Origin of the sequence: Rhizobium phaseoli (assembly GCF_010668805.1) — a bacterium.
In the GTDB taxonomy this organism is placed as follows: domain Bacteria; phylum Pseudomonadota; class Alphaproteobacteria; order Rhizobiales; family Rhizobiaceae; genus Rhizobium; species Rhizobium phaseoli_A.
In genome coordinates this window covers 20,214-45,080 of the sequence record NZ_WUFT01000010.1, presented here as the reverse complement: position 1 = coordinate 45,080, position 24,867 = coordinate 20,214, and the positions used below count along the sequence as shown (strand labels likewise).

Here is a 24,867-nt window from a genome sequence, read left to right as displayed (position 1 = left end):
CGATGTCATGTTGAAGCATGGATCTGCCATCTCCCCTTGCCTGGTTGGTTGATGAGGCCGGTGCCTCGCCTGGTCCCGAACGGTTTCTGGCCGAGCTCGGGCGCCGGCTTTTGGCTGACGGCCTGCGGCTTTCGGGCGGCGCGCTGACGCTTTCCGTGCCGCATCCAATCATCGCTCGGCGCACCTGGCTGTGGCGGGCCGAGACCGGGGAGGTCATTGAGGCTTTGGCCTTTGCTGCGGCTCCGCCGAGCGAGGCCGGGCGCGACTGGCTGGCTGGGCTCGGGCCGGTGTGGGAGAGCCGGATCGGGCCTGCACAGGATAATCAGGCATCGGACGGGCCGCTGCTTGGCTGGGCGGGAGTTGGCAACGGGGCAAAGGTCGGCGCATTCGGTGCGTCCGAGGCCAGTCTGCTGCGCGAAGTCGCGCGTTTTGCCGTAGCGCCGCTCGCCGCTTTGGCGGCGCGGGAGGCGCGGGCCGCGCTGCTCGAAGCCTATCTCGGCCGGCGCAGTGCTGCCCGGGTGCAGGCCGGCGCGCTTGCCCGCGGCACCGGTGAGACCATCCGCGCTGCCCTTCTCTGTGCCGATCTGCGCGATTTCACCGCGCTTTCGGAAGTGACGGAGCCGCAGGCGATGATTGCCGCGCTCGACGCTTATTTTGATCGTGTCGCCGGCGCCGTGCACGCCTTCGGCGGCGAGGTGCTGAAATTCATCGGCGACGGCGTGCTGGCGATCTTTCCGGTCGCCGCGACCTCGAGCGAAGCAGACATCGCCCGAGGGGATCGCGAGGCCTGCGAGGCCGCCCTGCGGGCGGTCGCCGCCACCCGTGCCGGCATGAGCCATCTTGACCAGGTGCGCCAGGCCCAGGGGCTGGCGCCGTTGCCGTTCGGCGCGGCGCTGCATTTCGGCGAGATTCTATGGGGCAATATCGGTGCGGCCGACCGGCTGGACTTTACCGCCATCGGCCCCGCGGTCAATCTGGTCAGCCGCCTGGAAGGGCTCTGTAAGCTGCTCGGCAGAAGCGTGCTGATTTCGGGAGCGGTGGCGGCGAATACGACGACGGCCTTGATGCCGCTCGGAGCGCATGCCTTGCGCGGCATTGCCGCCCCTTGCGCGGTCTTCACTTTGCCGGAAGCTTGAGTCGTCATGAGGACGTGGCATTCAAGTGGTGCAGCGCCGTCGCAGCGTTGGAAATGCGGCTCCGGGCGGCGTGTTGTACGTTTGGGATCTCGTCAAAAGAATCCTGATTGTGAAACTCCGCTTTTTTGGCTAAAGCCTGTCCCCACATCGGACGGGAGGTTCAAACATGGATCGAAACGCACGCATATTTTTCTCTGCCCTAGGGCTATCTGCAATACTGGTAGCGGGCGCTGCCCAGGCGGATGACGGCAAGAAGGCCTCGATCGTCGATGATCGCGGCGTTACCGTCGAAATTCCCTCGCAGCCGAAGCGCATTGCCTCGATTTCCTATTTCGCCGATGACGTCGCGCTCGCGCTTGGCATCAAGCCGGTCGCCAGCACCTATATGACGGCGGGCCGCGAGCCGGACTTCCTGCTCGGCATGACCTCCGGGATGAAGCAGATTGGTCAGCGCGCCAAACCAAACCTCGAACTTTTGTCCGAAGCCAAGCCGGATCTCATCATCGCGATCCGCCGCTACACGGTCGGCAACGCGGCGCAGCTGCAGAACATCGCGCCCTATGTCGCCTACAACATGGAACTGCTGGAAGAGAGCTACAGCGAGACCGCCGCACTTTCCAAGCTGCTCGGCAAGCCCGAGCGCGGCGAACAGCTGAATGCCGATTTCCGCGAGCATCTTGCCGACTTCGCCGCCAAGGCGCCTGCAGATGTCCATCCGCGCTTCCTGATCATGTGGGGCGGCGCAACGCCTTTTGCGTTCCACACGGAAAACACCTCGGCCTCGATCGTTGCTGCAATCGGCGGCGACAACATTCCAGGGCCGAAGAGCCCGGGCGGTGAATTCGGCATCGACCTCAGCCTCGAAACCATGCTGGAAAAGGACCCCGAGGTCATTTTCGTCTATGATTCCGGTCCGGACCGCCCGCATGAGAGCAATCCGATCTGGTCGCAGCTGTCGGCGGTCAAAAACAACCGGGTCTTCTATGTCGGCGACCAGTGGGTCGAGACCAACGGCCCGATCGCCCGCGAAATCGTCCTGCGCGAGGCCGCGCATTATCTTTATCCCGACACGTTCCCGGCCGTCGACGTCAAGGCGGAAGCCGCCAAGATGATCCCGGCCGAACTGCAGAACTAAGCTTAAGGACAAGACCTGCGATGAGCCCCCGGCAATCGTCCCTGGCCATAGGGCTCATCGTCGCCGTCGCCATGCTGGCGTTGATGCTTGGTTTGCTGGTCGGCGCCAAGCCGCTGTCGATCGAGACGGTCATCGCCGTGCTTCTGGCGCCCGATGGCAAGATTGAATCCATCCTCGTCTGGACGCTGCGCCTGCCGCGCAGCCTGACGGCGGCGGCCGGCGGGGCGGGGCTTGCTGTTTCCGGCTACGTGCTGCAGACGCTGACGCGCAATCCGTTGGCCGATCCCGGCATCACCGGCGTGACCGCCGGGGCGGTCGCGCCGATCGTCTGCTGTTTCGTCTTCGTGCCCTTGATATCGCCGGGCTACTATCCCTTCATCGGCCTTGCCGGCGGGCTTGCGGCTGCCTCGGTCACATTCTGGGTGTCGCGCGGCGGGCAGGGGCGGCCGCTGCAGCTTGCGCTTGGCGGCGTCAGCATCTCATTGTTCCTCGGGGCGATCACCACCTATGTGCTGCTGCTGACCGGGCCGCAATCGGCATCGCTGCTTTTCTGGCTGAGCGGCGGCTTCCAGGGCCGCACCTGGTCGCATCTTTTCTACATGCTGCCCTGGACGATTGCCGGCGTCGCCGGTGCGCTCGCTCTGCGCCGGGTGATCGGCATGTTCAAGCTGAGCGACCATGCCGCCGCCGCAATGGGCCTGCAGCTCGGCCTGTGGAAGCCGCTCATCCTCATTCTGGCCGTCATCCCGGTCGCCGGGGTTGCGCCGGTGGCCGGACCGGTCGCCTTCGTCGGCCTTGCCGCGCCCCACATCGCCCGTCTGCTCAAACCGCGCGGCACCGGATGGGAGATCGGATTATCTGCAGCTCTCGGCGCGCTGATCGTGACGGCCGCCGACGTTATGGCACGCAGCATCGCCATTCCGCGCGAGTTGCCGGTCGGGATCATCACCGCGCTCATCGGCGGTCCCGTCTTCATTTATCTCGTCCAGCGCGGGCGGCTGAACCTTGCCGGTGAGACGCGATGAACGGCCCGGCATCGCTAGAAACGGGTTCGGCAACGTCCTGGATGGCGGCCGCGCTCGCCGTATTGGCGGTTCTGTCGCTTGCGGCGGCGATCTTCCTCGGCGTCGCCGATATCCCCATGGCCGATGTCGCAGCCGTGTTAACCGGTGGCGGCTCGCCGGAAGCGCGTTTGATCATTCTCGACATCCGGCTGCCGCGCGTCGCCACCGGCATTCTGGCCGGTATCCATTTTTCGCTGGCGGGATTTCTGTTGCAGACCATCACCCGCAATCCGCTTGCGGACCCATCGCTGATGGGCGTGTCGCAGGGGGCGACGCTGTCAGTGACGATCTTCCTGCTGTTCACCGTCTATATCTTCGAGCCCGGCTCGAACACGCTGGCCGAATTGCCGGTCGCATGGCTGCCCGCTGCGGGGCTTGCCGGCGGTCTGCTCGCCGGGGGTGTCATCTATCTGCTTGCCTTCCGTCTCGGCCTCAGCGCCCTGCGCATCACGCTGTGCGGCGTGGCTGTCGGCGCGGTGCTGCATGCGGTGGCGATCGGCCTCATTGCCGGATGGGGATCGGCTCGCATCGAGATCATTCTCGAATGGCTGTCGGGCAGCCTCTACGCCCGCAGCTGGGATCACGCGCTCTTCCTGCTGCCGTTCACGATCGCGGGGCTCGCGGTGTTGCCGGTCATCTACCGGCCGCTGCTGCTGCTGCAGTTCGAGGCGCCCGTCGCACGATCCTTCGGTCTTGCCTATCGCATGCAGTTCTCGCTCGTGCTGATCGTGTCATGCGCGCTTGCGGCGAGCGCCGTCGGCGCTGTTGGGCCCATTGTCTTCGTCGGCCTCATCGTGCCGCATCTCGCCCGGTTCCTTGCGGGGAAGAATTTTATGCTGTCGCTTGCGCTGGCGATCGTGCTCGGCGCCATCATCGTTACCCTCGGTGATCTCATCGGCCGGCTGCTGGGGCAGGCTGAGGAAATCCCGATCGGCGTGGTCACGGCCGTTTTCGGCGTACCGGTCCTGCTCGCGCTGCTGCGCAAAACCATGTGAGGCCGAAATGCCATTGTCCTGCTCCGACCTCTCGGTCATGTACGGCCAGCGAAAGGCCCTCGATGCTTTCAATCTTTCGCTCGAAAAGGGCGAGATACGGGCGCTGATCGGCCCAAACGGCTCGGGCAAGAGCACGGCGCTGCATGCGCTTGCCGGCCTGATCAGGCCGGCTGAGGGCATGGCATTACTTGATGGCGTCGCCGTCGCCTCGATGTCGCGCCGGATGCTTGCCAGAAGGCTCGCCTTCCTGCCGCAGCAGCCGACCGCACCCGACGAAATGACCGTCGCCCAGCTCGTCCGGCAGGGCCGCTATCCGCATGTCGGCCTGTTCCGCTCCTATGATAGCGGCGACGAGAAAGCGATCGAATGGGCGCTCGAAAGCACCGACCTTGCCGGGCTTGCCGATCGCAGCCTCAGCGAATTGTCCGGCGGCGAGCGGCAAAGGGCGTGGATATCGGCAGCCCTTGCCCAGGAGGCGGATATATTGCTGCTCGACGAGCCGACCTCTTTTCTGGATATCGGCTATCAGGTCGAGGTGCTCGATCTGGTGCATCGTCTGAGCCGGGAAAAGGGCGTGACCATTATTATGGCGATCCACGACATCAACCAGGCAATCGCCGTCAGCGACCGCATCTCGCTGCTGGAAAAGGGCCGGCTCAGATTTGACGGCGCCCCGCGAGAACTCGCCGAACGCGAGCTGATCCAGGAAATCTTCCGGGTCAGGGGCCGCTTCGTGCAAGTCGCCGCCGATAGTCCGCCGCATTTCGACTTCGAGCTAATGCGGCTTCAGCGCCCGACACTGGAAATCAGCGCTTCACCAGCCTGAAGACGATTTTCGTCTGGGTGTAGTAGTTCAGCGCGTCGGCAAAATCCGGCGTCCAGCCGTCCGCCACGAAGGGGATGAAGCCCTCATATTCGAGCTTGCGGGCCGAGACCTGAAAGCCGGCTTTGTCGAAGGCGCGGCAGTAATCGGTGATCGACCGGTCCTGAACGACAGTGTTGGTGCGGTTGGCGACGAGTTCGCGCCATTTCGGCCAGAGCGGATTGTCCGTATGGCATCCGGTTACCGCATAATAGACGCCGCCGGGCTTCAGCGCCTGCCGGATATCGGCGGCATGGGCGTCGATATCGGGGACGAGGTAGATAACCTCGTGGCTGATGGCGAGATCGAATTCTTCGCTCCAGCCTTCCAGCCTGCCGCCGACCTGATGCTGGACCGGCAGATTGCCTTTCAGCGTCTCGGCCTTGGCGATCGAGGTTTCGGCGATATCGATGCCGAGCGCCTTGCGGAAGGGGCGGATCGCATAGAGATGACGCAGCAGGCCGCCCTGATTGCAGCCGAAATCGAGCACGCTCTTGTCGGTCAGGTCACGCTCGAGGATGAGGTCGATGAGGTGGCGCCAGATCGGCGCATGACCATCGGCCATCCTGTCCTCGGCATCGGGGTCGATATACCACGTGCCGATGTTTTTCTGCGCTTCCCCAGCCATCACTTGCCCCTCGCTTCATGCGGATCAGGGTGACGGTCTTAGGGTGCGTGATCATGCTTGGCTAGGCCACAGCCCGGTTTTAAGCCGTCTTTCGATGCTGGCTATTTTTTGCAAGCAAACCTTTGCAAAGATATGTTTGCGATTATATGCTGGAAGCATGAAACATCCGCACCCTAAGCCCGCAGCAGATGCCGCAGTCTCCCGCACCGTCAGCCGCGTCGTGCCCGCACCGCCGGCGCTGAAGGCGCTGGCCCATCCCGTCCGGCTGCGCATGCTCGGCATGCTGAGGATCGATGGGCCTGCCACGGCGACGCAGCTTGCCGCGCGGCTGGGCTTGAACAGCGGTGCGACGAGCTATCATCTGCGCCAGCTTGCCCAATATGGCTTCATCGAGGAGGCGCCGCATGCCTCACGGCGAGACCGTTGGTGGCGCGCCAGCCATGAGCTGACCTCGGTGCCGCCAGGCGAGGCCGAGGGGGAGGGGCTCGATCTCGACCTCGCTTTCAACCAGGCTGCACTCTCTTTGCAGGTCGGCCAGATGCAGCAGGCGCTGGAGGAATATGCCGAACTGCCGGCGGAGTGGCGCAAGGCGACGGCTGCCGACGACATCATTATTCCGATGACGGCAGCACAGGCCGAGGCTCTGACGAAGCGGCTGACCGACATCATCCTGGAAGCGATGCGGGCGGCCCCGCCGCTGGGCGAGGCGGCGTCTCGGAATCCTGGCATCGTTCCTTTCTACGTCATGCTGCACGCCTTCCCCTATCCGGGCCGCATTCCGCATCGCGAAGGGGAGCATTAGCCGTGAGGAAGGGCAGGCCTTTCCTGGCGCTTGCCGCAGCCGAGACGCTTTCGCTTTCCGGCACCCGGTTATCGACCATTGCTATTCCCTGGCTGGTGCTGAGCACGACGGGTAGCCCTGTCCTGACCGGGCTGACGGCGATGGTGGAGATGCTGCCCTATGTCGTCGCCAAGGCGCTCGGCGGGCCGCTGATCGACCGCGTCGGCGCTAAGCGTATCGCCATTGCCTGCGATATCGCCTCGGTGGCCGTGGTAGGGTTGGTGCCGCTGCTCGATTTTTCGGTCTGCTCGGCATGCCGGTGCTGCTGCCTGTCGTCTTTGCCATGGGCGTGCTGCGTGGGCCTTCCGACGCCGCCAAGCAGGCAATGGTTCCCGACATCGCCAGGCTGGCGAATGTGCCGCTCGAACGGGTGACCGGCGTCGCCAGCGCCATCGAGCGGCTGGCCTCGACGGCGGGGGCGGCCGGCGCCGGTGCGCTGATCGGCCTGATCGGCCCGGGCCAGGCGCTCCTCGTCAACGCCGCCACCTTCGCCGCCGCCGCGCTGATCGTCTCCGTCGGCATCCCCGATATGCGGCGCACGCCAGAGCTATCCGGCGCACCCGGCGCCCGACCGGCCAAAAGAGCCTCCTATCGCGACGATCTCCGTGAAGGCTGGCGCTTTCTGCGCGGCGAGGCGGTGCTCGTCAGCATCGTCGTCATGGTGGCGATCACCAATCTGCTGGACCAGGCCTATCATGCGGTGCTGCTGCCTGTCTGGACACGCGATTCCGGCCATGGTCCGGAACTGCTGGGAGCGATGTTTGCGGCATTCGCCGGCGCATCGATTGCAGGTGCGGCGATTGCCGCAGCAATCGGCGAACGGATGCCGCGCCTGATCGTCTATACCGTGGCATTCCTGTTGACCGGCTTTCCGCGTTTTCTCGTTGTCGCGCTGGATGCGCCGCTCGGCCTTGTCTTTACGACCCTGGCCATCGGAGGATTCGCCTCCGGCTTCCTCAACCCGATCCTGTCGGCGGTGATCTTCGAGCGCATCCCCAAGCCGCTGACCGGCCGCGTCATCGCATTGAATACCGGCCTCTGCTTCGCCCTCATTCCCTTCGGCGGCCTCGTCGGCGGCGCGCTGATCAGCACGATCGGTCTTGCCGCGGCGCTGCTGCTCACCGGCTTTGCCTATCTCGTCGCCACTCTCTTTCCCCTTGCCTTGAAAAGCTTCCGCGGTTTCGACAGGGCGGTTGCCGATGCTAGTACTTCCGTATCAAGGCGATGAGCGCGCGTCCGATCTCTCATGCCCCAACGCCTCGACCATCAGATCGACGAAACGGTGGATGCGCGGTTCCAGCAGGCGCTTGTCGGGATAGAGCGTGACGATCTTGGCGTCATCGGCTTCCAGGTCGGGCAGAACCTGCCGAAGGCGCCCGGCGGCGAGATCGCCGGCGATGAGAAAATCGGGCAGGAGCGCGATTCCCAATCCCGCCAGGGCAGCGTCGCGGATCGCCTCTGCGCTGTCGAGCCTCAGACGGCTGCGCCCCTGCGCCTTGATCCAGGAGCCGCCCTTGCCGCGAAAACGCCAGCCTTGCCTTTGATTGCGATTGGCGAAAATCAGGCAGTCATGGGCTGCGAGATCGTCTATTTCGCGCGGCGGCTCGCCGTGCTCGGCGAGATAGGACGGCGAGGCGCAGAGGCGTGTCTTGTAAGTGGCGATCACGCGCGAGACCAGCCGCGTATCCGACGCTGCGGCGCCGATCCGGATCGCCAGATCGAAGCCGTCCTCGATGATGTCGGAGAGGTGATCGGTAAAGCTCACCTCGACCTGGATGTCGGGCCAGGCCCGAAGATATTTTTCCAGCAGGGGCAGCACGATGAGCCGACCGAAGGCATCGGGTACGGTGAGCCTGAGAATGCCGCGCGGCAGGCCGCTCTGGCCTCCCAGACTCGCTTCCGCCTCGTCGACCGATGCAAGGATCTGCAGGCCGCGCTCGTAGAATACCCGCCCTTCATCGGTCAGGCTCAGCGTTCTCGTCGTGCGGTTGAGCAAACGTGCGCCGAGCCGGCCTTCCAGGCGAATGACGGCCTTTCCCGCCGCCGAGCGGGACAGGCCCATGGCCTGGCCGCCGGCGATAAAACTTCCGGCATCGACGACGGCCATGAAGATCAGGATATCGTTCAGGTTCGTGCGCGGCATCAGGCAACTCGAGCGGTTCGGTCCCAGCCATAAGTCGGTCAGTCATGCAACCGATTCAAGGCTCGGACCATCAACGCTCACCGCGGCAGTAAGGTCCCGAGGCTTGACTGCTGGGGTGCTGGAACTGGGCTACAGCATATCGCCGAGGCTCCAATGGTTGTTCCATCGGGCGTCGATCTCGTCGTCGACATTCTGATATCTGATGTCGGTGGAGAGGCGCAGCCGCCGGCCGCCGCGATCCTGGTTGGTGGTCGAGGCGTGGATCATGTAGGGCGAGTGGAGCACGACGTCACCAGCCTCATAATCGGCGGCGAGCCAGCGGGTGTTGAAGCGCTCCGCCATATCCGGGAGATCCTTCGAGACCCAGCCGCCTTCCGTCATGTGGCTGTTATAGGCGCTGATCCGCGCTTCAGGCGAAAGATCGCCGCTTGCGGCCTGGAACTCGGCCTCCATCTTGACTCCAAGCGCGTGCGAGCCTTCGAGGTAGACGAGGCCGCCCATCTCCGAGGGGATATCGCCGATCGGGATCCAGGCCGTCACCAGGCGGCTGGTGCCGCCGCGGAGATAGACGAGATCGTAGTGGGCGGGGGTGGCTGTCGGCGAACCGGGCTGAGTGAAACGCATGATCTTGCGCTTGTGCAAGTAGGAGATGCCCTGCAGAAATTCGTCCATGAAGCGGATGAGCAGCGGTTGCGTGCAAAAGCCCTCATAAGCGGCGGAGCGGACAAGCGACATCAGGCGCCGGTTCGCCAGGCTCCAGTCGGGGCCGGCGGCCGACGCGATCCCTTGCGAAAAATCGCTGCCGGGCTCGACCAGTCCTGTCATCGCGAGGCGCTCGAACACCCAACCGCGGAAGTCGATGATATCGGCCCGCGGCAGAAGACCTTTCAGCCAGACATAGCCATCGTCCTGGTAGCGGCGGCGGATGGCGTCGACGCCGATGGCCGGATCGGTCGGCGTGAGCCAGCCCATCCGCTCCGCAGCCAAGGTCTTGCCATGGGCGATAAGAGGAAATTCCGGCGTTCTGGTCTGCATGGCTCCGGTGGCAATCGACATTTCAGCCTTCCTCAGCTTAAGTTGATTTGCCAATAATTAGCTGGTCTGCAGGGACAACCGACATAGAGAAAATTGGCAGCTGGACTTTTCGCTCATCATGAAAGATGCCGAGGCCATCTATAGAACACCGCTCGACGCGGCCGGCGGACTGGCGGTCATCGGCAGCGGCAGGCAGCATGCCCGCCATGCGGTGAGCGACCGTAAACTTCCGAGTTTCGCCGTCGTGCTGGTGGAGCGCGGGCAAGGCTGGCTGGAAACCGCCGCCAGCGGCCGTCTCAGGCTGATTGGGCCTGCTCTGTTCTGGCTGTTTCCCAACCGCACGCATTCCTACGCTCCCGACGAAGGCGGCTGGGACGAGCGTTGGGCGCTTTTCGAGGGATCCTTCATGCGAGACTTCGTCAGGCTGAGGATGATTGCCGAGCGGCATCCCGTCGTGCCCCTGCATCATCCCGATGAGCTGGCGCGGCTCTTCGGCAAGCTACATGCCGATCTGCTTGACGATACCAACCTTGGGCAGGCGTCGGCGGCATTGATGCTGCATCACATCGTCATCACAGCCGCCAGACAGGCGAGTGGAGCGGCCGATCGACACCAGCGAAGGCCTGATATGGCGGACATCGTCGAAACGCTACGGCAGCGGGCGATGCAACCGCTCGATCTCGCTGCCTTCGCCGCCGAACTCGGCATGTCGCCGGCGACGCTGCGCAGGCGGTTCACGCTTGAAACCGGACTTCCTCCCAAAGCATTCCAGCTTCGGGTGCGCATGGACCATGCCAAACAGCTGTTGGCAACCACCGACCAAAAGATCGAAGCGGTGGCCGCCATGGTCGGCCTGGAAGACCCATTTTATTTTTCACGTATTTTTCACGAACGCGAAGGCTGCAGTCCCCGCGAATTCCGCGCGCGATATCTGCGGGTTTGAAAATAGCAGGTGTCAGCGCCAGCCAAGCGCCGGGGCGACGTGGGTCAGGATCGCCTCGATGACATGGGCGTTGTAGGCAACGCCGAGCTGGTTGGGGACGGTGAGCAGCAGTGTGTCGGCCTCGGCGATCGCCTGATCCTCGGCGAGCTGCTTAACCAGGGCATCGGGTTCGGCGGCATAGCTTCGGCCGAAGATCGCCCGGGTCTTTTCGTCGATGAAACCGATCTTGTCGTCCTCGTCGTTGCCGTAGCCGAAATAGGCGCGATCACGGTCGTCGACCAGTGCGAAGATGCTGCGGCTGACCGAGACGCGCGGCTGGCGTGTGTGACCGGCTGCCTTCCAGGCCTCGCGGTAGGCGCGGATCTGGTCGGCCTGCTGGACGTGGAACGGCTCTCCTGTCTCGTCGTCCTTCAGCGTCGAGCTCTGCAGGTTCATGCCGAGCTTGGCCGCCCAGACGGCGGTGGCATTGGAGCTTGCGCCCCACCAGATCCGCTCGCGCAGTCCCTCCGAATGCGGCTCGAGGCGCAGGAGGCCCGGCGGGTTCGGAAACATCGGCCGCGGGTTGGGCTTGGCAAAACCTTCGCCGCGCAACACTTCGAGGAATACTTCTGCGTGATGGCGGGCCATGTCAGCCTCGCTCTGGCCTTCGGGCGGGGCATAGCCGAAATGGCGCCAGCCATCGATCACCTGCTCGGGGGAACCGCGGCTGATGCCGAGCTGTAGCCGGCCGCCGGCGATAAGGTCGGCGGCACTGGCATCCTCGGCCATATAGAGCGGGTTCTCGTAGCGCATGTCGATGACCGCGGTGCCGATCTCGATCCGGCTGGTTTTTGCGCCGACGGCTGATAGTAGCGGGAAGGGTGCGGCCAGCTGGCGGGCGAAATGATGCACCCGAAAATAGGCCCCGTCGGCACCGAGCTCCTCGGCCGCGACGGCAAGGTCGATCGACTGGAGCAGCGCATCGCCGGCCGAGCGTGTCTGCGATTGAGGCGAGGGCGTCCAGTGCCCGAACGAGAGGAAACCGATCTTCTTCATGCCGATGCCGCACCTTGAACTATTGTATCTGGGGGTGATGCGTCATCGCACAGTTTCGGCCCGGAAGACAATCGGAACTGCCTGGTGGGGCGCATCGGTGTTGTCGGAACCGGTCTTTTGGCGGGAGGCACGCCAAACGCCGGTTGCTGCAACTCCCTGCCGCTCTGAGGCACGCCGATCAGCCCTCGTCCTTCGAGGCCCTCACGGGGCACCTCGAGATGAGGTTGGAGAGAGCCAACAGCCGCGCCCGCCAATCTCTTCAAGCGGAAGGAGAGGCAATCGCGGTAAATGTCGGAGACGGAGTCGGTTTTCGCGATGGCGGAGGGGTTTGCGTTTGTTATGATGCGGCGGACCGCGAAGGGAGCGGGAGCCTTCGTGCCACGCGCCTGCACGCCTTCTCGGCCTTGACCATGGGCCGTAACATCGCCGCCGAGGCTTGGAACATGCGCTACACGTTTGCCATAGGCGACATTCACGGCTGCATCGATCCGCTCCACAGCATGATCGATCGTATCTCAACTTACGCTTCCGAAGGGACTGTGGTTTTCCTTGGCGACTATATCGATCGCGGGCCTGACAGCAGACGTGTCCTCGACCGGCTCATTGCCGGTCCGTCCGACCCGTGGCGCTGGATCTGCCTGAAAGGCAATCATGAGGACATGATGGTCGCTGCCTATGCCGATAGCGATAACAGGGCCGCATGGCTCGGCAATGGCGGAGTTGAAACCGAGATTTCGTTTGGCGGCAGGGTTCTGCCCCAGCATCTGCAATGGGCGGCCGATCGTCTGTTCATGCATGTCGATCGGCACCGCATCTTCGTCCATGCCGGTGTCGATACCGCATTCCCACTGGCGCAGCAGAGCGAGCACGATCTTCTATGGATCCGCTTTCCTCCCGGCCGGTCTGAGGAGTATTGGGGCAAGCATCTGGTCCACGGCCATACGCCCTCACTGTCCAACCCAGTGACGACAGGAAACCGCACCAATATCGATAGCGGCTGCGTCTTCGGCGGCAAGCTTTCCTGTGCGGTGTTTAATGATGACGTCGCCGGCGGGCCGATTGACTTCATCGAGGTGAAGGCATGAACTTAGCCGCGTCGGCAAGGGGGCGGTGTGGAGCGAGCAATCGAACACCCGGCCATGACCCGTCAGCAGAAAATTTGGCGAGAATACCCCAATCTCCGACACTCCTGTGACATCTCTTGGGGGTCAAAGCCCGAGGACAGGAATGACGGAGGAGAGATGTGGCGGCGCTTGGCGCCATCACCGCTCGCTCAAGCCTCGCCATCCGGCGGCGAGCCGTAGCCAGGGCATCAGGTGGAAGCCGCTCATCAGCAGGTACATGAGCACCATTCCGCCGATCGGGAAGGCATTCGGCGTCGTGGTGCAGATCATATCGGCGCTGCCGGTCGCGGCCGTCAGCAGCGCCATGAGTGCGAATGTCGGGGCGGCGGCGAGTGATAGCCAGTCCGCGGCGTGGGCGGCGATCCCGCCGCCTGGGCCAGCCATTCCACCGCTCGGCTTAGCAGCTGATCCGTCTGCTGCGGCGGCCAGCGACAGCCATTCGGCGGCGTTGAGAGAGGCGTTGCCGTCGCCTCTCTTTGGAGTGTGGGCCGAAAGCAGCATCGGCGTTACTCCTTGCCGTACCGGTCGTGATGGCGCCACCAGATGCCGGTTTCGTTGCGGCCCTTTGGGGCGCGGTCGAGCCATTGGTACATGCCCCAGAGCCCGTCCAGCCCGCGGGCATAGCTTGAATAGCTGTGATAGACGGCACCATCGACAAGCTCGAAGGCGCTGACTCCCGGCCGGTCGCGGGTGTAGGTGGCGACATCGGTGCCGGTCATGGCAGCAATCTGGGCCACCGGTCCCTCGCTGCCTGGCGATTGCCATTCCTGCACGGTCTTGCCGGCGAGCGGTTCGGGGGCAGGCGGTTCGCGGCGGTAATTATAGTCAACGTCGCCGCGGTGCTGCTCTTCGGCGCTGAACCAAACGCTGAAATCGCCGTTGAAATCGCTGCCGAAGGACGAGGCCCAGGGGAAGCTCCAGCCCATGCGCTGTTTGAAAGCCTGAAGCTTTGTCAGAGGCGCGCGCGAGACCGCCGTGAAGGCGACATCGTGGTTTTCGAGATGGACGAACAAGCCGTTGAAACCGTCGGCAATCGAGGAGCAAGACGGGCATCCGGCGGTATAATCGGGGCCGAACATGAAGTGATAGACGAGAAGCTGCGAACGGCCGCCGAAGAGGTCTTTCAGCGAGACGTTGCCGTCTTCGGTGTCGAAGCGGTAATCTTTTTCGATCCTCACACGCGGCAATTGCTGACGCTTGAGCGCCAGCGCGTCGCTCTGCCTGGTCAGTTCCTTCTCCTCCTCGAGCAGATCGAGCCTGGCTGCCAGCCACTGCTGGCGCGTTGCGTTCGGTTGTGCCGTCATTGGGTCTTCTCCTTTGCCTGTCTATCGTCGTAGCATCCGGCGCAGGCTTGCCTGCCGGTCTCACGCAGATTACGGCCGGGCAGTGGAATAGCGGGAGTGACAAGTGTGACGGGATTTGAATGGACTCGCTGATCACAGCCGCGGCGCGGGCGCTGGCGACAGGCGATGCGCTCGGCGCGCTGAAGCGGGTGGCGTTGCGCGACGATGCGCCGGCGCTGGCGCTGCGCGGCATCGCGATGGCACAGCTTGGCGATCTCGTTCGCGCCAAGTCGCTGCTGAAGAGCGCGGCGCGCGCCTTCGGCCCGCGGGAGGCGGTGGCGCGAGCGCGCTGCGTGGTCGCCGAGGCCGAGATCGCGCTGGTTTCGCGTGATCTCATTTGGCCGCCGAAGGCGCTGGAAGCGGCGCGCAAGGTGCTGGAAGCGCATGGCGACAGGGTCAATGCCGCCCATGCGGGCAATGTCGGCATCCGCAGACTGGTGCTGATCGGCCGCCTTGACGAGGCCGAGCGCGCGCTCGCCGCACTCGATCCGGCGCCGCTGCCACCGGCTCTGCGGGCTGCCCACGAGCTGGTGGCGGCGGGCATTGCCGTCCGCCGCCTGCAGACGATGGCGGCGCGTTCGGCGCTGGACCGGGCAAGGCTTGCTGCGCGAGCGGCCGATATCCCGGCTTTGACGGCGGAGGTCGAAGCCGCCGCCCTGGTGCTCGATACTCCGGCGGCGCGGCTGATGTCGCGCGGGCAGGAACGTCCGCTCCTGCTTGCTGGAGTGGAAGAGCTGCTTTCCTCCGGCACGCTCGTCGTCGATGCGTGCCGCCATGTGGTGTGGAATGCAGGGATGGCGGTCTCGCTGGCGACGCGGCCGGTGCTGTTTGCGCTTGCCCGCGCCCTTGCCGAAGCCTGGCCGGCGGATGTGGCACGGGGCACGCTGATTGCCCGCGCCTTCCGCGGCAAACATGCCGATGAATCGCATCGCGCCCGGCTGCGGGTCGAGATCGGCCGGCTGCGCGCCGAGCTGCGCGGACTGGCAGAGGTTTCGGCGACGAAGCGCGGCTTTGCGCTTTCGCCGCGCGGCGCCCAGGAGATTGCCGTGCTGGCGCCCCTCGTCGAAGGGGCGCATGGCGCGGTGCTCGCGTTTCTGGCCGACGGGGAGGCGTGGTCGAGTTCGGCGCTGGCGATTGCGCTCGCGGCCAGCCCCCGCACCGTGCAGCGGGCGCTGGATTCGCTGGCCGGTGAAGGCAAGGTACAATCGTTGGGGCGCGGGCGGGCACGGCGCTGGATGAGCCCGCCGCTGCCTGGTTTCCCGACGATCTTGTTACTCCCCGGGCCGCTGCCGAGCGATTAGGATGGCTCGAGTTATAAAGAACCGGAGTAATGGGGAAGGAAGAGATGAAAAAATCGGCTGCGAATATCCTGCGTGAATATGGACCGTTTCCCGGCGCTGAGCGCGTCAATGGCGTCACCTTCGACGGCGAACATGTCTGGTTTGCCTCGGGCGACCGCCTGAACGCGCTCGATCCCGCAAGCGGCGAGGTGGTGCGCTCGATCGAGGTCGCGTCGCATGCCGGGACGGCTTTCGACGGTGAGTTCCTCTATCAGATCGCCGAGGATGTCATTCACAAGATCGATCCGAAGACCGGCCGTATCCTTTCCACCATCCCGGCGCCCGGCAATGGCGGCGATTCTGGTCTTGCCTGGGCCGAAGGCACGCTCTGGGTCGGCCAGCACCGCGGCCGCAAAATCCATCAGATCGACCCGGAGACGGGCAAGATCCTGCGCACGATCGAATCCAACCGCGTCGTGACAGGTGTCACCTGGGTCGACGGCCAGCTCTGGCACGGCACCTGGGAGGGCGACGACAGCGACGTCAGGCGCATCGACCCCGAAACGGGGGAGGTGCTGGAACGGCTCGACATGCCCGAAGGCACCGGTGTCTCCGGCCTCGAATCCGACGGCGGCGACTGCTTCTTCTGCGGCGGTGGCGGCAGCGGCAAGATCCGCGCGGTGCGCCGACCGGGGTGAGAGCCAGGTGCCACTGTGGTGGGGCCAGGTCGCGCGAAGTGGGAGCCATCGATCCAATAGATCGATTGCGGGGGCGCAGAGGCAAGGACGGGAAGAGGCGTCGTTGACGCTGCGCCGAAGACGCCGATGCGGCTATCCTCTCCCTAGCGGCCGTCTGCTCACCAGCAGTCAGTGCGAAGCCGGAAATTGACACGAGCTCACTTGCAGAATTTCGATCGAGTGGGCGATTGATTTCGTCACTTAACGATCTACCTTCGCGGTGTCGGGCGAGGGCTCTAAGCAAAGCCGTTATGACCGCAGGGAGAGACTTTGAAGCATCTTCGCACAACGCTTGGGCCCAGGAGCAAATCCCAACTGGGGATGATCCTCCCGCATGAGCACGTCTTCGTTGACCTCAGGACACCCGACCAGCCCGGTTATGCCGAAGCAGAGACCGACGCCGTCGTTCGGCTGATGGCCCCGGAAATCGAGCGGATCAAGAAGCTCGGGGTGACGGCACTCGTCGAATGTTCGACGGGCGGCGTCGGACGTCGTGCGGATATCGATCTTGCCGTGTCGCTTGCGACGGATTTTCCGATCGTCGTTCCCACCGGCAATTACCGCGAGCCGTGGATCCCCGAATGGGTCCGCCATGCTTCCGAGAAGGAGCTCGAGGCGTGGATGCTTGCCGAGCTGACGGAGCAGATCGGCGAGACCGGGTTCCAGGCGGGCTGGATCAAGCTCAGCGCCGGTGATGATGGCATGACGGCGCTCGAGACGAAAATCCTGCGGGCAGCCGCGCGCGCGGCAGCGCAGACAGACGCCGTCATCGGCAGTCATACGATCAGAGGACGGGTCGTCATGGATCAGCTCGATGTCATCGAGGCGGAGGGCTACAGGGCCGACAGGTTCATCTCGATCCATACGCAGGAAGAAAAGGACTTCGCCTACAACGTCGCCGTCGCCGAGCGCGGCGCTTGGATCGAGTATGACCATGTCGGCAGAGCCGGAGATAAGGAGGTGGCGGACCTGGTGATGAAGGCGCTGGAGGCGGGCTGCGGCGACCGCCTGTTGTTGAGCCATGACCGGGGCTGGTTCGATCCGGCGCAGCCGATGGGCGGGACACCCAAGCCGTACACCCATCTTTCCACGGTTCTGTTGCCCGAGCTACGACGGCGAGGCCTGGACGACACGACCCTGGTACGCCTGACCCATGAGAACCCGTTCGAGGCCTTCGCCCGATAGGGGCAGGGGTGGGCCAACTAAGCCTGCCGGCGTAACGTGTTTTTCGAGAAGCGCGATGATCACGTGAGCGGGCGCCGATACAAACGACCTGCTCAAACTCCGCAACTTGTCCGCATCGATGAGATCGGCCGGCGTCACGAGCCCTTGGCGGTGATTTCCTCTCCGAGGCTCACAATCGCAGCACGACGATACGCCGACTTATACCGCTGGATCCTCATCGAACAGACGCGCCATGCCGATGGCATCGATGAATCGGCCGTCGATGCGCGCGGCGCGCCGGATGATGCCCTCGCGCACGAACCCCATCTTTTCATAGAGTGCGATCGCCCGGTGATTGTCTTGGTAAACATCGAGTTCGACCCGGATAAAGCCGGCTTCCTGCGCGGCCCTCAAGGTCGTCTCGATGAGCTTTCGTCCGAGACCCTGGCCGCGATAGGCGGGAAGAATCCCCATTCCGAGCTTTCCGCGATGGGCGTGCGACGGGAAGAAATGCCGGTCGATGTCGCACCAGCCGACGACCTCATCTTGGGCGATAGCAACGAATTGCGGATTGGCTTTTGCAATCATGCCCATCACGAAGGCGCGCGTTTCCGGTAGCGGCGTTGCCTCAAGCATGGACAGGTATTTTTTCTCCCGCGCGACCACATCGAGCGCGCGATGAAAGCTGTCGATACGGGCAGCAGCGATCGGTTCGATCCTGATGCCTGACGTGTCCGACGCGGCGGCGTCCATGCATTTCTCCTTCGACGATCGCGAATGCATTCGGCGGCATGCCGCGGACCTCAGGGGAGCGTATAATTCACGGTCCGTCAACCTTTGCGTGTCAATTTCTCGGCAGCGGGCGCTGTCAAAAGGTTGCAGATATTGAAGGTCAGGCTAACATCCCACATTACATTCGTCTTGGTGACGCTCACCTGTGCGGCGGCTGTGTTGCTGTGCGGATTTGCCTGGCTCGCCGCCGTGAAGGTCGATGATCTCTCGCTGCGCCGGCAGGCCGACTTTGTCCAACAGGGACTGGAAGAGCAGATCGCAGCACTTCCCCGGGAACAGGAAAGCATTGCCAAATGGGACGATGCCTTCCTTTATGCCAAGCAGCGGAACCATGAATGGCTGCTCGACAATATCGGCCGGTGGACGAGCCAGTATTTCGGGCACGACAGGACCTATATCTTCGACGATACCAATCGCCTGATGTTTGCGTTCCGCGACGGCGCGGATGCCATGCCGCCGCGGCTTGGCAGCGACGACGGCCAAGAAATGACCGCTCTCGCCGGAGAGATGCGCGCCGTTCTTGTCGACCGGACGGCAAAGCCCAGCGCCAAACCGCTTGGTCAACTGGCGACAGTTCGTACGATCATGATCGGCAGCCGGCCGGCAATCGCCAGCGCGCGCCCCATTCTGCCGAGCTCGGTCAGAATGCAGGTTGAAGCGGGCCAGGAATTCATTGCCGTCTCGGTCAAGTTCATCGATGGAAAAGCCGCCGAAAGCATCGCCCATTATGCGCGTCTCGAAGGGTTGCATTTCGCGTCGAACAGTGAGGACGGGCGGGCCGAAGTGCCGGTCTTGTCCCATGACGGCGGAACGATCGGTTATCTTGTGTGGCCGCCTATCCTGCCCGGATTCATGCTGCTTCAACAGATCGCACCGGCTGGGCTTGGCTGCCTGGCGCTGCTGATCGCTGTCGTGTTCTGGCTCGGACGCGGTCTGCATCGCACCTCGCTGACCTTGCTGGACAGCCAGGCTGAGATCACCCATCACCGCAACCATCTGGAAGAAATGGTGGCCGATCGCACGGCCGAGATCGAAAGGCAGAGGGAGGAACTGGACCGGCTGCTGGTACACGAACGCCAGGTCAATGCGCTCCAGCGCCAGTTCGTCGCCATGGCGTCGCACGAGTTTCGCACGCCGCTCGCGATCATCGATGCCGCCGCCCAGCGGCTCTGCCGCTCGACCACCAATGTCAGCGGCGATTACGTTCACGAAAAGGCCGGCGTGATCCGCAGCGCGGTGGTGCGCATGGTCGATCTGATGGAGAGCATCCTCGCCAGCGGCCGGCTCGAAACCGGGCAGATCACCCTGAAGCGGAGCGAAGGCGATCTGAAAGCGCTGCTGGTTACCTGCTGCGATAGACAGCGCCACCTCAGCCGCTCTCATCTGTTCCATCTCGATCTTGAATCGATGCCCGATCTGTTGACGTTCGACCGCAGCGCGATGGAACAGGTGTTCACCAACCTGATTTCGAACGCCGTCAAATATTCCCCCAACGCGCCGGACATTTATGTTCGTGCTCGGGTTGAAGAAAAGATGATCCAGATCGCCATCTCCGACAGCGGCATCGGCATGGATGCGGACGATCTGCCGAAGCTGTTCCAACCCTATTATCGCGCCCGCAGTGCGACTGGCATTGCCGGAACCGGCATCGGACTGAACCTCGTCAAGCAGGTCGTCCAATTGCATGGCGGCACCGTCGAGGTGACGAGCGAGGTCGGCAAGGGCACAACCTTTACCATCCTTCTGCCAATAGAGTTTCTATCGGCTGATCAGCACGTCGCAGCTTAGGGAAAAGCTTATGGTTACAGTCCTGTGCATAGAAGATGAAGTCGAGATCCGGAACCTCCTCGTCGAAGAGCTGAGCGAAGCCGGCTATAAGACGCTTGAGGCCTCGAACGGCGCCGAAGGGCTGGAAATGATCCTGTCGAAATGGCCCGACATCGTCATCAGCGATATTTCGATGCCTGTCATGGACGGGCATCAGCTTCTGGCCGAAATTCAGATCAATCATCCCGAACTCTCCAACATCCCCTTCATCCTGCTGACGGCGCTAACCGACCGGGAAAATACGCTCGCCGGCCTGCGCGGCGGGGCGGCGGACTATCTGACCAAGCCGCTCGATTTCGACCTGCTGCTCGCCAAGCTCGAAGGTTGCGTGACGCGGCTGGAGAACGACAAGGCGGTCAATCGGTCGTTTTGACCGCCGCCCGGCAGGTATGGAGAGGCCGGTGTCCGCTGGCCCCGTTCCGTTATCGCGTGTCGAATTTGAAGATCGGTTGGCCCTGCAGCGTGCCGGCTTCGGTCGGGTGGTAGAGGTAAGCGGCGCAGGCGCGGTCGAGGGGGATGGCGAAATCGTTGGCGACGGAGACACGGGCCTGGCCGGCGGGGGCCTGCTCGACGAAGGCCTGCAGAACCGGCTGGTCCGCTTTGGCAAACAGAAGTTCCGTCACTATGCCGAAGGTTGCGGGATCGGCAGCGAGGGTGGGTGAAACGGTTCCGTCACGGACCTTGGCAGCCATCTCGGTCCAACGCGGCCAGTCGGCCTTGATCTTGTCGGATACGCCGGCAGGCCAGGGCGGCACGTCGCTCACCTTACCTGTCACGTAAGGCTGCAGTGCCTCGACAGCCAGCAGTCGGTCTAAGACATCCCGCATCATGAAAATGCCTGAAGACCTGACATACCGCCTGCCGGAATAGGGTAGGCGGTCAAGTGGAGGATCGATTTGCGAATGCCCCAGAAAATAGACAGCGCTTCGGTAGGCGAATAGCCACGCGGCATCCATCGTGCCGTTCCTTCTGATCGCGCCGCTCTGGATTTGCTGCATCAGGATTCGAGCCATGCGGTCGACGCTACCGATCGCTCCCGTCTGGTTCAGTAAATTGAGAAGAAAGTCCTGCTCGGGTTCGAAAGCGGTGGCCATTTGAATGCGATGGATGGCGTCTTGCTGAAGCGCCGATTGGACATTGGGACGCTCAAGCCTGGGATTGCCGACCATTGCCCGCATCTGGCTGGCGTACAGTAGATATAAGCTTGGCTTTCCGGCGCCGCGCTTTAGAAAAGTGTTCCATGCCTGAGGATTGTTTTCGCTGGCGGAGACATAGGCCGCGATGTCAACCAAGCCTTGGCCTTCCGCGGCAAGGACGATCCTCTTTTTGAACTCGTCCGGCTGATCGATGATAGCCGCTGCAACGGCGCTACCCCCATTGGTGAACGCGCCGGGTGCTTTGCTCCTCGGCTCTGTCGCAATAGGAGCCAGCCGTTTCATCAGGATGTCTTCGCCACCTTCGTTCAGCAGCAGGGCGCGGATTGTCGATGTGCCGAGCGTCGTGACGAGCATGTCAAACTGCTCCTGGCCTAGCGATGCGATGGTCGCCTCGTAACCCTCCCGGTGAATGTGCCAGGCATAGGCGAGGTCATCAGCAGTACGGACATTCAATGCGAGCAGGGTCTGCAGCAGGCTACGGGTTTCCTCGTCCGAAAGAGGTGCATAGCGGATCTTGAGGTAGGCAGCCTCGGCGCCATACCGCTTCGCGATCAGTGGCGGCAAGGCGCCGCGATCGGCCAACACGATATCGCTGAAGGACAGGATCGTTTCCCGCTGTGGGCAGGCATTGTCCGCGGCGAAGGCGGACCAGGAAAGGCACGACAATAGAAGAAGACTGAAAAATCCACTCAAAATACGAAGCATCATTGTTCCCTTGCGGTTCCGCCATAGCTGCTCTGATCGAGGGGCGCGGCCGCGCTTGGAGGATATGAGGCGGTCTATCGCGCGGCAAGGGTACGACACGCCCAACTGGTTGTTTTCGGCTCCTTGGTTATGCCCCTTGCCTTGGCAACACATTGCGTAACACCTCGAAGACACGCGGATCGAGCGTCTGCGACACGTTGAAGCGCATGAAATTCGTTGCCGATTGCGACAGGCTGAAGGCGTTGCCGGGAGCCAAAACGATCCGCTTTTCCAGCGCGGCCCGCGCCACATCAGCCGCATCGACGCCGTCGGGCAGGCGGCACCAGAGGAACATTCCGGCCTGGGGCTCCAGCCAGGGCGTTATCCCTAAGCCCTCTAGCTTGGCCGAGACCTCGCTCATCGCTCGGGAGAGCCGTTGTCTCAGCGTCTCCAAATGTTTGCGGTAGCTGCCGTCGCTCAAGACGTTCAGCACCAGTTCCGCCGTCAGCCGGCCGCCGCCGAAGGAGGTGGCGATCTTGAGGTCGATCAGTCCGTCGATCCATTCCGGTTTCGCCGCGACAAAGCCGCAGCGGGCCGAGGCTGACAGGGTTTTCGAAAAGCTGCCAATGTGGATGACCCGCTCAAGGCCGTCGAAGGCGGCAAGGCGCGGCGCCGGCGTATATTCGAAATCGGCAAAGATATCGTCCTCGATGATGGTGAGGTCGAACTGATCGGCGAGTTTCAGAAGCCGATGGGCTGTCACCGGGGAAAGCGTTGCACCAGTCGGATTGTGGATGCTGGAGTTGGTGATGTAGAGCCGCGGCCGCTCCTCGGCGACGACTTGGGCAAACCGCTCGATATCGGGCCCGGACGGCGTGTAGGGCACGCCGACGATTTTTGCGCGGTGGGCGCGCAGCAGCGCGTGGAAATTGAAATAGCAAGGGTCGTCGACCAGCACCGTGTCGCCGGGTTCGAGCAGGAAACGGCAGAGCAGATCGATGGCCTGGGTGCCGGAATCGGCCAGCATGATCTGGTCTGGCGAGGCTTCGATCCCCCGTTCGCCCATGCGGCGGCAAATCAGCTGTCGCAGCTGCGGCAGACCGAGCGGCGAGCCGTAATCGGCGAGCACTGGCCCATCGGCGCGGGCAAGCGTTCTGAGCCCGCGGCGCATGCCGTCCGCGGGCAGCCAGGAAGGCGGCAGCCAGCCGCAGCCGGGCTTCAGGGCGGTTTCATCGGCCTCCAGCGATTGCCGCGATATCCAGAACGGATCGACGGCGCGGTCGAGCTTCGGCCCGGCCTCGGCAAGCGCAAAGGGGGCTGCCTGATTGGCGACGTAAAACCCCGAGCCGGGTCTTGCCAGGATCGCCCCTTCGGCCACCAGGCGCTCATAGGCGTCGACGACGGTCGAGGTCGACAGCTTCAATGTCGCTGCCAGCCCGCGGACGGACGGCAACTTTGCGCCGGGCGTCAGGCTGCGGCCGGCAATGCGCTGCCGGATCGTCGCGACGACCATCTCGACGCGCGTGCGTGCTTCGTTCATCCGTATTGCTTCCTGCACCATAACAGTTTTGCAAAACCGTATCAGACTGTCACTGTCCTGGCCATCCGTGTTGGCCGATAAAGGGACGGCAAAAATGGAGTGCAAGGCATCATGGACCGCATGGCGTCGGGATGGATCAATGGCTTTATTGGGGTGGTGATCTTCAGCGGATCGCTGCCGGCGACGCGCGTGGCGGTGATGCAGTTCGATCCGGTCTTCTTGACCGTGGCGCGCGCGGCGATCGCCGGCATTCTCGCGCTCGGCCTGCTGATCGCTTTCAGAGAGAAGCGGCCGAGCCGGCGCGACATCCTCTCGCTTGGCGTCGTCGCGCTCGGTGTCGTAGTCGGTTTTCCCCTGCTGACGGCGCTGGCGTTGCAGCACGTCACCTCTGCCCATTCCATCGTCTTTATCGGCCTGCTGCCGCTCTCGACGGCGATCTTCGGGGTGATCCGCGGCGGCGAGCGGCCGAAGCCGGCCTTCTGGCTGTTCTCCGTTCTCGGCAGCGCTCTGGTGGCCGGTTTCGCCTTGGTGCAGGGCCTGACCGCATCGCCGGTCGGCGACCTGTTGATGTTGGCGGCGATCATCGTCTGCGGCATCGGCTATGCCGAAGGCGGCCGCATTTCGCGCACGCTCGGCGGCTGGCAGGTGATATCCTGGGCGCTAGTGCTGTCGCTGCCGGTCATGGTCGCGGTTGCACTGTTCCATCGGCCGGCGAGTTTTGCCGGCATCGAAACGCCGGCGCTTGTCGGCCTCGCCTATGTCTCGCTGTTCTCCATGCTGATCGGCTTCATCTTCTGGTACCGCGGCCTGTCGCAAGGCGGCATCGCCGCCGTCGGCCAGCTGCAGCTGCTCCAGCCGTTCTTCGGCCTCGCGCTCGCCGCCACGCTGCTGCATGAGTCTGTGACGTGGAGCATGCTTGCTGTGACGGTTGCCGTGATTCTGTGCGTCGTGGGTGCAAAGAGGTTTGCGCGGTAGGAAATGATCCAGTAACGGACGGGTACGTCGCCACCTTTCTTGACCGAGCCTCCTCACGCCTCTTCAGTGTTGAAGCCATAGGCTCGGTCGACGAGGCCAACGCGAATTTCATAGCGGCTGTACCAATCTGACCGACCACGATTTTGCGCCTCGATATGGTCGACGATTAATTTCCAGGCTCGAATGCTGTCCTCATCCTTCCAATAGGAGATGAGTATGCCAAAACCATCTGCGCCGCGCACGCTTTCGAAGCCGAGATATCCGGGCTGCAGTTTTGCAAGTTCCGTCATCGCATACCCCATCTCGCCGTAACCATCGTCGACCTTGGTTCGTTGAGAGGAAAAACTGACCATATAATAGGGCGGCTCAGGTAAAGCGGCGATGGGCATTTCGGCTCCTCCGTTTGGCGTAGTGCAGGACCATACGA

Annotated in this window: 24 protein-coding genes and 1 pseudogene; 15 read left to right on the top strand and 10 right to left on the bottom strand. The window is 63.4% G+C overall.

From position 1 onward, the window contains the following. Positions 1–17: 17 nt before the first annotated feature. From GR197_RS16775 to GR197_RS16755, 5 genes are all read left to right on the top strand, one after another. The gene (locus tag GR197_RS16775) at positions 18–1,136 is read left to right on the top strand and encodes an adenylate/guanylate cyclase domain-containing protein (RefSeq protein ID WP_164011430.1); all 1,119 of its coding nucleotides are present in this window, start codon (positions 18–20) and stop codon (positions 1,134–1,136) included. Between the two features lie 166 nt (positions 1,137–1,302). Then, entirely contained in the window at positions 1,303–2,271 is a 969-nt protein-coding gene (locus GR197_RS16770) for an ABC transporter substrate-binding protein (protein ID WP_164011428.1), read from the top strand. Positions 2,272–2,291: 20 nt separating this feature from the next. After that, positions 2,292–3,296, top strand: a complete 1,005-nt coding sequence (locus GR197_RS16765) for a FecCD family ABC transporter permease (RefSeq protein ID WP_164011426.1) — start codon at positions 2,292–2,294, stop codon at positions 3,294–3,296. Positions 3,297–3,337: 41 nt separating this feature from the next. Beyond that, entirely contained in the window at positions 3,338–4,330 is a 993-nt protein-coding gene (locus GR197_RS16760) for an iron ABC transporter permease (protein WP_204330260.1), read from the top strand. Between the two features lie 7 nt (positions 4,331–4,337). Next, positions 4,338–5,156, top strand: a complete 819-nt coding sequence (locus tag GR197_RS16755) for an ABC transporter ATP-binding protein (protein ID WP_164011422.1) — start codon at positions 4,338–4,340, stop codon at positions 5,154–5,156. Here the strand turns inward: GR197_RS16755 and GR197_RS16750 are convergent. Continuing rightward, on the bottom strand, positions 5,137–5,820 hold the full coding sequence (locus tag GR197_RS16750) for a class I SAM-dependent methyltransferase (RefSeq protein WP_164011420.1): 684 nt from the start codon (positions 5,818–5,820) through the stop codon (positions 5,137–5,139). The genes GR197_RS16755 and GR197_RS16750 overlap by 20 nt on opposite strands. A gap of 157 nt (positions 5,821–5,977) precedes the next feature. Between GR197_RS16750 and GR197_RS16745 the strand changes: the two genes are divergently transcribed. Then, positions 5,978–6,622, top strand: a complete 645-nt coding sequence (locus GR197_RS16745; RefSeq protein ID WP_164011418.1) for an ArsR/SmtB family transcription factor — start codon at positions 5,978–5,980, stop codon at positions 6,620–6,622. Positions 6,623–6,624: 2 nt separating this feature from the next. Further along, positions 6,625–7,889: pseudogene (locus GR197_RS16740) on the top strand (MFS transporter). Here GR197_RS16740 and GR197_RS16735 read toward each other — a convergent pair. After that, entirely contained in the window at positions 7,878–8,804 is a 927-nt protein-coding gene (locus GR197_RS16735) for a LysR family transcriptional regulator (RefSeq protein ID WP_164011416.1), read from the bottom strand. The pseudogene GR197_RS16740 and the gene GR197_RS16735 overlap by 12 nt on opposite strands. A 129-nt stretch (positions 8,805–8,933) precedes the next feature. Next, on the bottom strand, positions 8,934–9,860 hold the full coding sequence (locus GR197_RS16730; protein ID WP_164011415.1) for a phytanoyl-CoA dioxygenase family protein: 927 nt from the start codon (positions 9,858–9,860) through the stop codon (positions 8,934–8,936). Positions 9,861–9,957: 97 nt separating this feature from the next. Between GR197_RS16730 and GR197_RS16725 the strand changes: the two genes are divergently transcribed. Beyond that, on the top strand, positions 9,958–10,782 hold the full coding sequence (locus tag GR197_RS16725; protein ID WP_164011412.1) for a helix-turn-helix transcriptional regulator: 825 nt from the start codon (positions 9,958–9,960) through the stop codon (positions 10,780–10,782). Between the two features lie 12 nt (positions 10,783–10,794). Here GR197_RS16725 and GR197_RS16720 read toward each other — a convergent pair whose 3' ends face one another. After that, a complete protein-coding gene (locus tag GR197_RS16720) occupies positions 10,795–11,817 on the bottom strand; it encodes an LLM class flavin-dependent oxidoreductase (protein WP_164011410.1) in 1,023 nt (340 codons plus the stop codon). 443 nt (positions 11,818–12,260) lie between these two features. Between GR197_RS16720 and GR197_RS16715 the strand changes: the two genes are divergently transcribed. Continuing rightward, positions 12,261–12,902, top strand: coding sequence for a metallophosphoesterase family protein (locus GR197_RS16715; RefSeq protein ID WP_164011844.1), 642 nt, complete (start codon positions 12,261–12,263; stop codon positions 12,900–12,902). A gap of 177 nt (positions 12,903–13,079) precedes the next feature. Here the strand turns inward: GR197_RS16715 and GR197_RS16710 are convergent, their stop codons facing one another. After that, positions 13,080–13,442 carry a hypothetical protein gene (locus GR197_RS16710; RefSeq protein ID WP_164011408.1) on the bottom strand — a complete coding sequence of 121 codons (363 nt, stop codon included), beginning with the start codon at positions 13,440–13,442 and terminating at the stop codon, positions 13,080–13,082. Between the two features lie 5 nt (positions 13,443–13,447). Then, positions 13,448–14,245, bottom strand: a complete 798-nt coding sequence (locus GR197_RS16705) for a DUF899 domain-containing protein (RefSeq protein ID WP_164011406.1) — start codon at positions 14,243–14,245, stop codon at positions 13,448–13,450. 119 nt (positions 14,246–14,364) lie between these two features. Here GR197_RS16705 and GR197_RS16700 point away from each other — a divergent pair, with 119 nt between their 5' ends. From GR197_RS16700 to GR197_RS16690, 3 genes are all read left to right on the top strand, one after another. Continuing rightward, positions 14,365–15,585, top strand: coding sequence for a helix-turn-helix domain-containing protein (locus GR197_RS16700; protein ID WP_164011404.1), 1,221 nt, complete (start codon positions 14,365–14,367; stop codon positions 15,583–15,585). Between the two features lie 44 nt (positions 15,586–15,629). Beyond that, a complete protein-coding gene (locus GR197_RS16695) occupies positions 15,630–16,262 on the top strand; it encodes a Vgb family protein (protein WP_164011402.1) in 633 nt (210 codons plus the stop codon). 309 nt (positions 16,263–16,571) lie between these two features. Beyond that, a complete protein-coding gene (locus GR197_RS16690; RefSeq protein ID WP_164011401.1) occupies positions 16,572–17,486 on the top strand; it encodes a phosphotriesterase family protein in 915 nt (304 codons plus the stop codon). A gap of 198 nt (positions 17,487–17,684) precedes the next feature. Here GR197_RS16690 and GR197_RS16685 read toward each other — a convergent pair whose 3' ends face one another. Next, positions 17,685–18,218: a GNAT family N-acetyltransferase gene (locus tag GR197_RS16685; protein ID WP_164011399.1), complete on the bottom strand. Its 534-nt coding sequence runs from the start codon at positions 18,216–18,218 to the stop codon at positions 17,685–17,687. An 84-nt stretch (positions 18,219–18,302) separates the two neighbouring features. Between GR197_RS16685 and GR197_RS16680 the strand changes: the two genes are divergently transcribed. Both GR197_RS16680 and GR197_RS16675 read left to right on the top strand, forming a co-directional pair. Next, positions 18,303–20,045 (top strand): sensor histidine kinase, encoded by a 1,743-nt coding sequence (locus GR197_RS16680; RefSeq protein ID WP_204330250.1) that lies wholly within the window; start codon positions 18,303–18,305, stop codon positions 20,043–20,045. Between the two features lie 10 nt (positions 20,046–20,055). After that, positions 20,056–20,457 (top strand): response regulator, encoded by a 402-nt coding sequence (locus tag GR197_RS16675; protein WP_164011395.1) that lies wholly within the window; start codon positions 20,056–20,058, stop codon positions 20,455–20,457. 49 nt (positions 20,458–20,506) lie between these two features. Here GR197_RS16675 and GR197_RS16670 read toward each other — a convergent pair whose 3' ends face one another. Together GR197_RS16670 and GR197_RS16665 are read right to left on the bottom strand one after the other, a co-directional pair. Then, on the bottom strand, positions 20,507–22,099 hold the full coding sequence (locus tag GR197_RS16670) for a hypothetical protein (protein WP_164011393.1): 1,593 nt from the start codon (positions 22,097–22,099) through the stop codon (positions 20,507–20,509). Beyond that, the gene (locus GR197_RS16665; protein ID WP_164011391.1) at positions 22,074–23,486 is read right to left on the bottom strand and encodes a PLP-dependent aminotransferase family protein; all 1,413 of its coding nucleotides are present in this window, start codon (positions 23,484–23,486) and stop codon (positions 22,074–22,076) included. Before GR197_RS16665 ends, GR197_RS16670 begins: the two co-directional genes overlap by 26 nt. Positions 23,487–23,576: 90 nt before the next feature. On the opposite strand from GR197_RS16665, the gene GR197_RS16660 reads away from it, so the two are divergent. Beyond that, positions 23,577–24,440: a DMT family transporter gene (locus tag GR197_RS16660; RefSeq protein ID WP_164011389.1), complete on the top strand. Its 864-nt coding sequence runs from the start codon at positions 23,577–23,579 to the stop codon at positions 24,438–24,440. A gap of 53 nt (positions 24,441–24,493) precedes the next feature. Here the strand turns inward: GR197_RS16660 and GR197_RS16655 are convergent, their stop codons facing one another. Then, on the bottom strand, positions 24,494–24,829 hold the full coding sequence (locus GR197_RS16655; RefSeq protein WP_164011386.1) for an antibiotic biosynthesis monooxygenase family protein: 336 nt from the start codon (positions 24,827–24,829) through the stop codon (positions 24,494–24,496). Positions 24,830–24,867 lie beyond the last annotated feature (38 nt).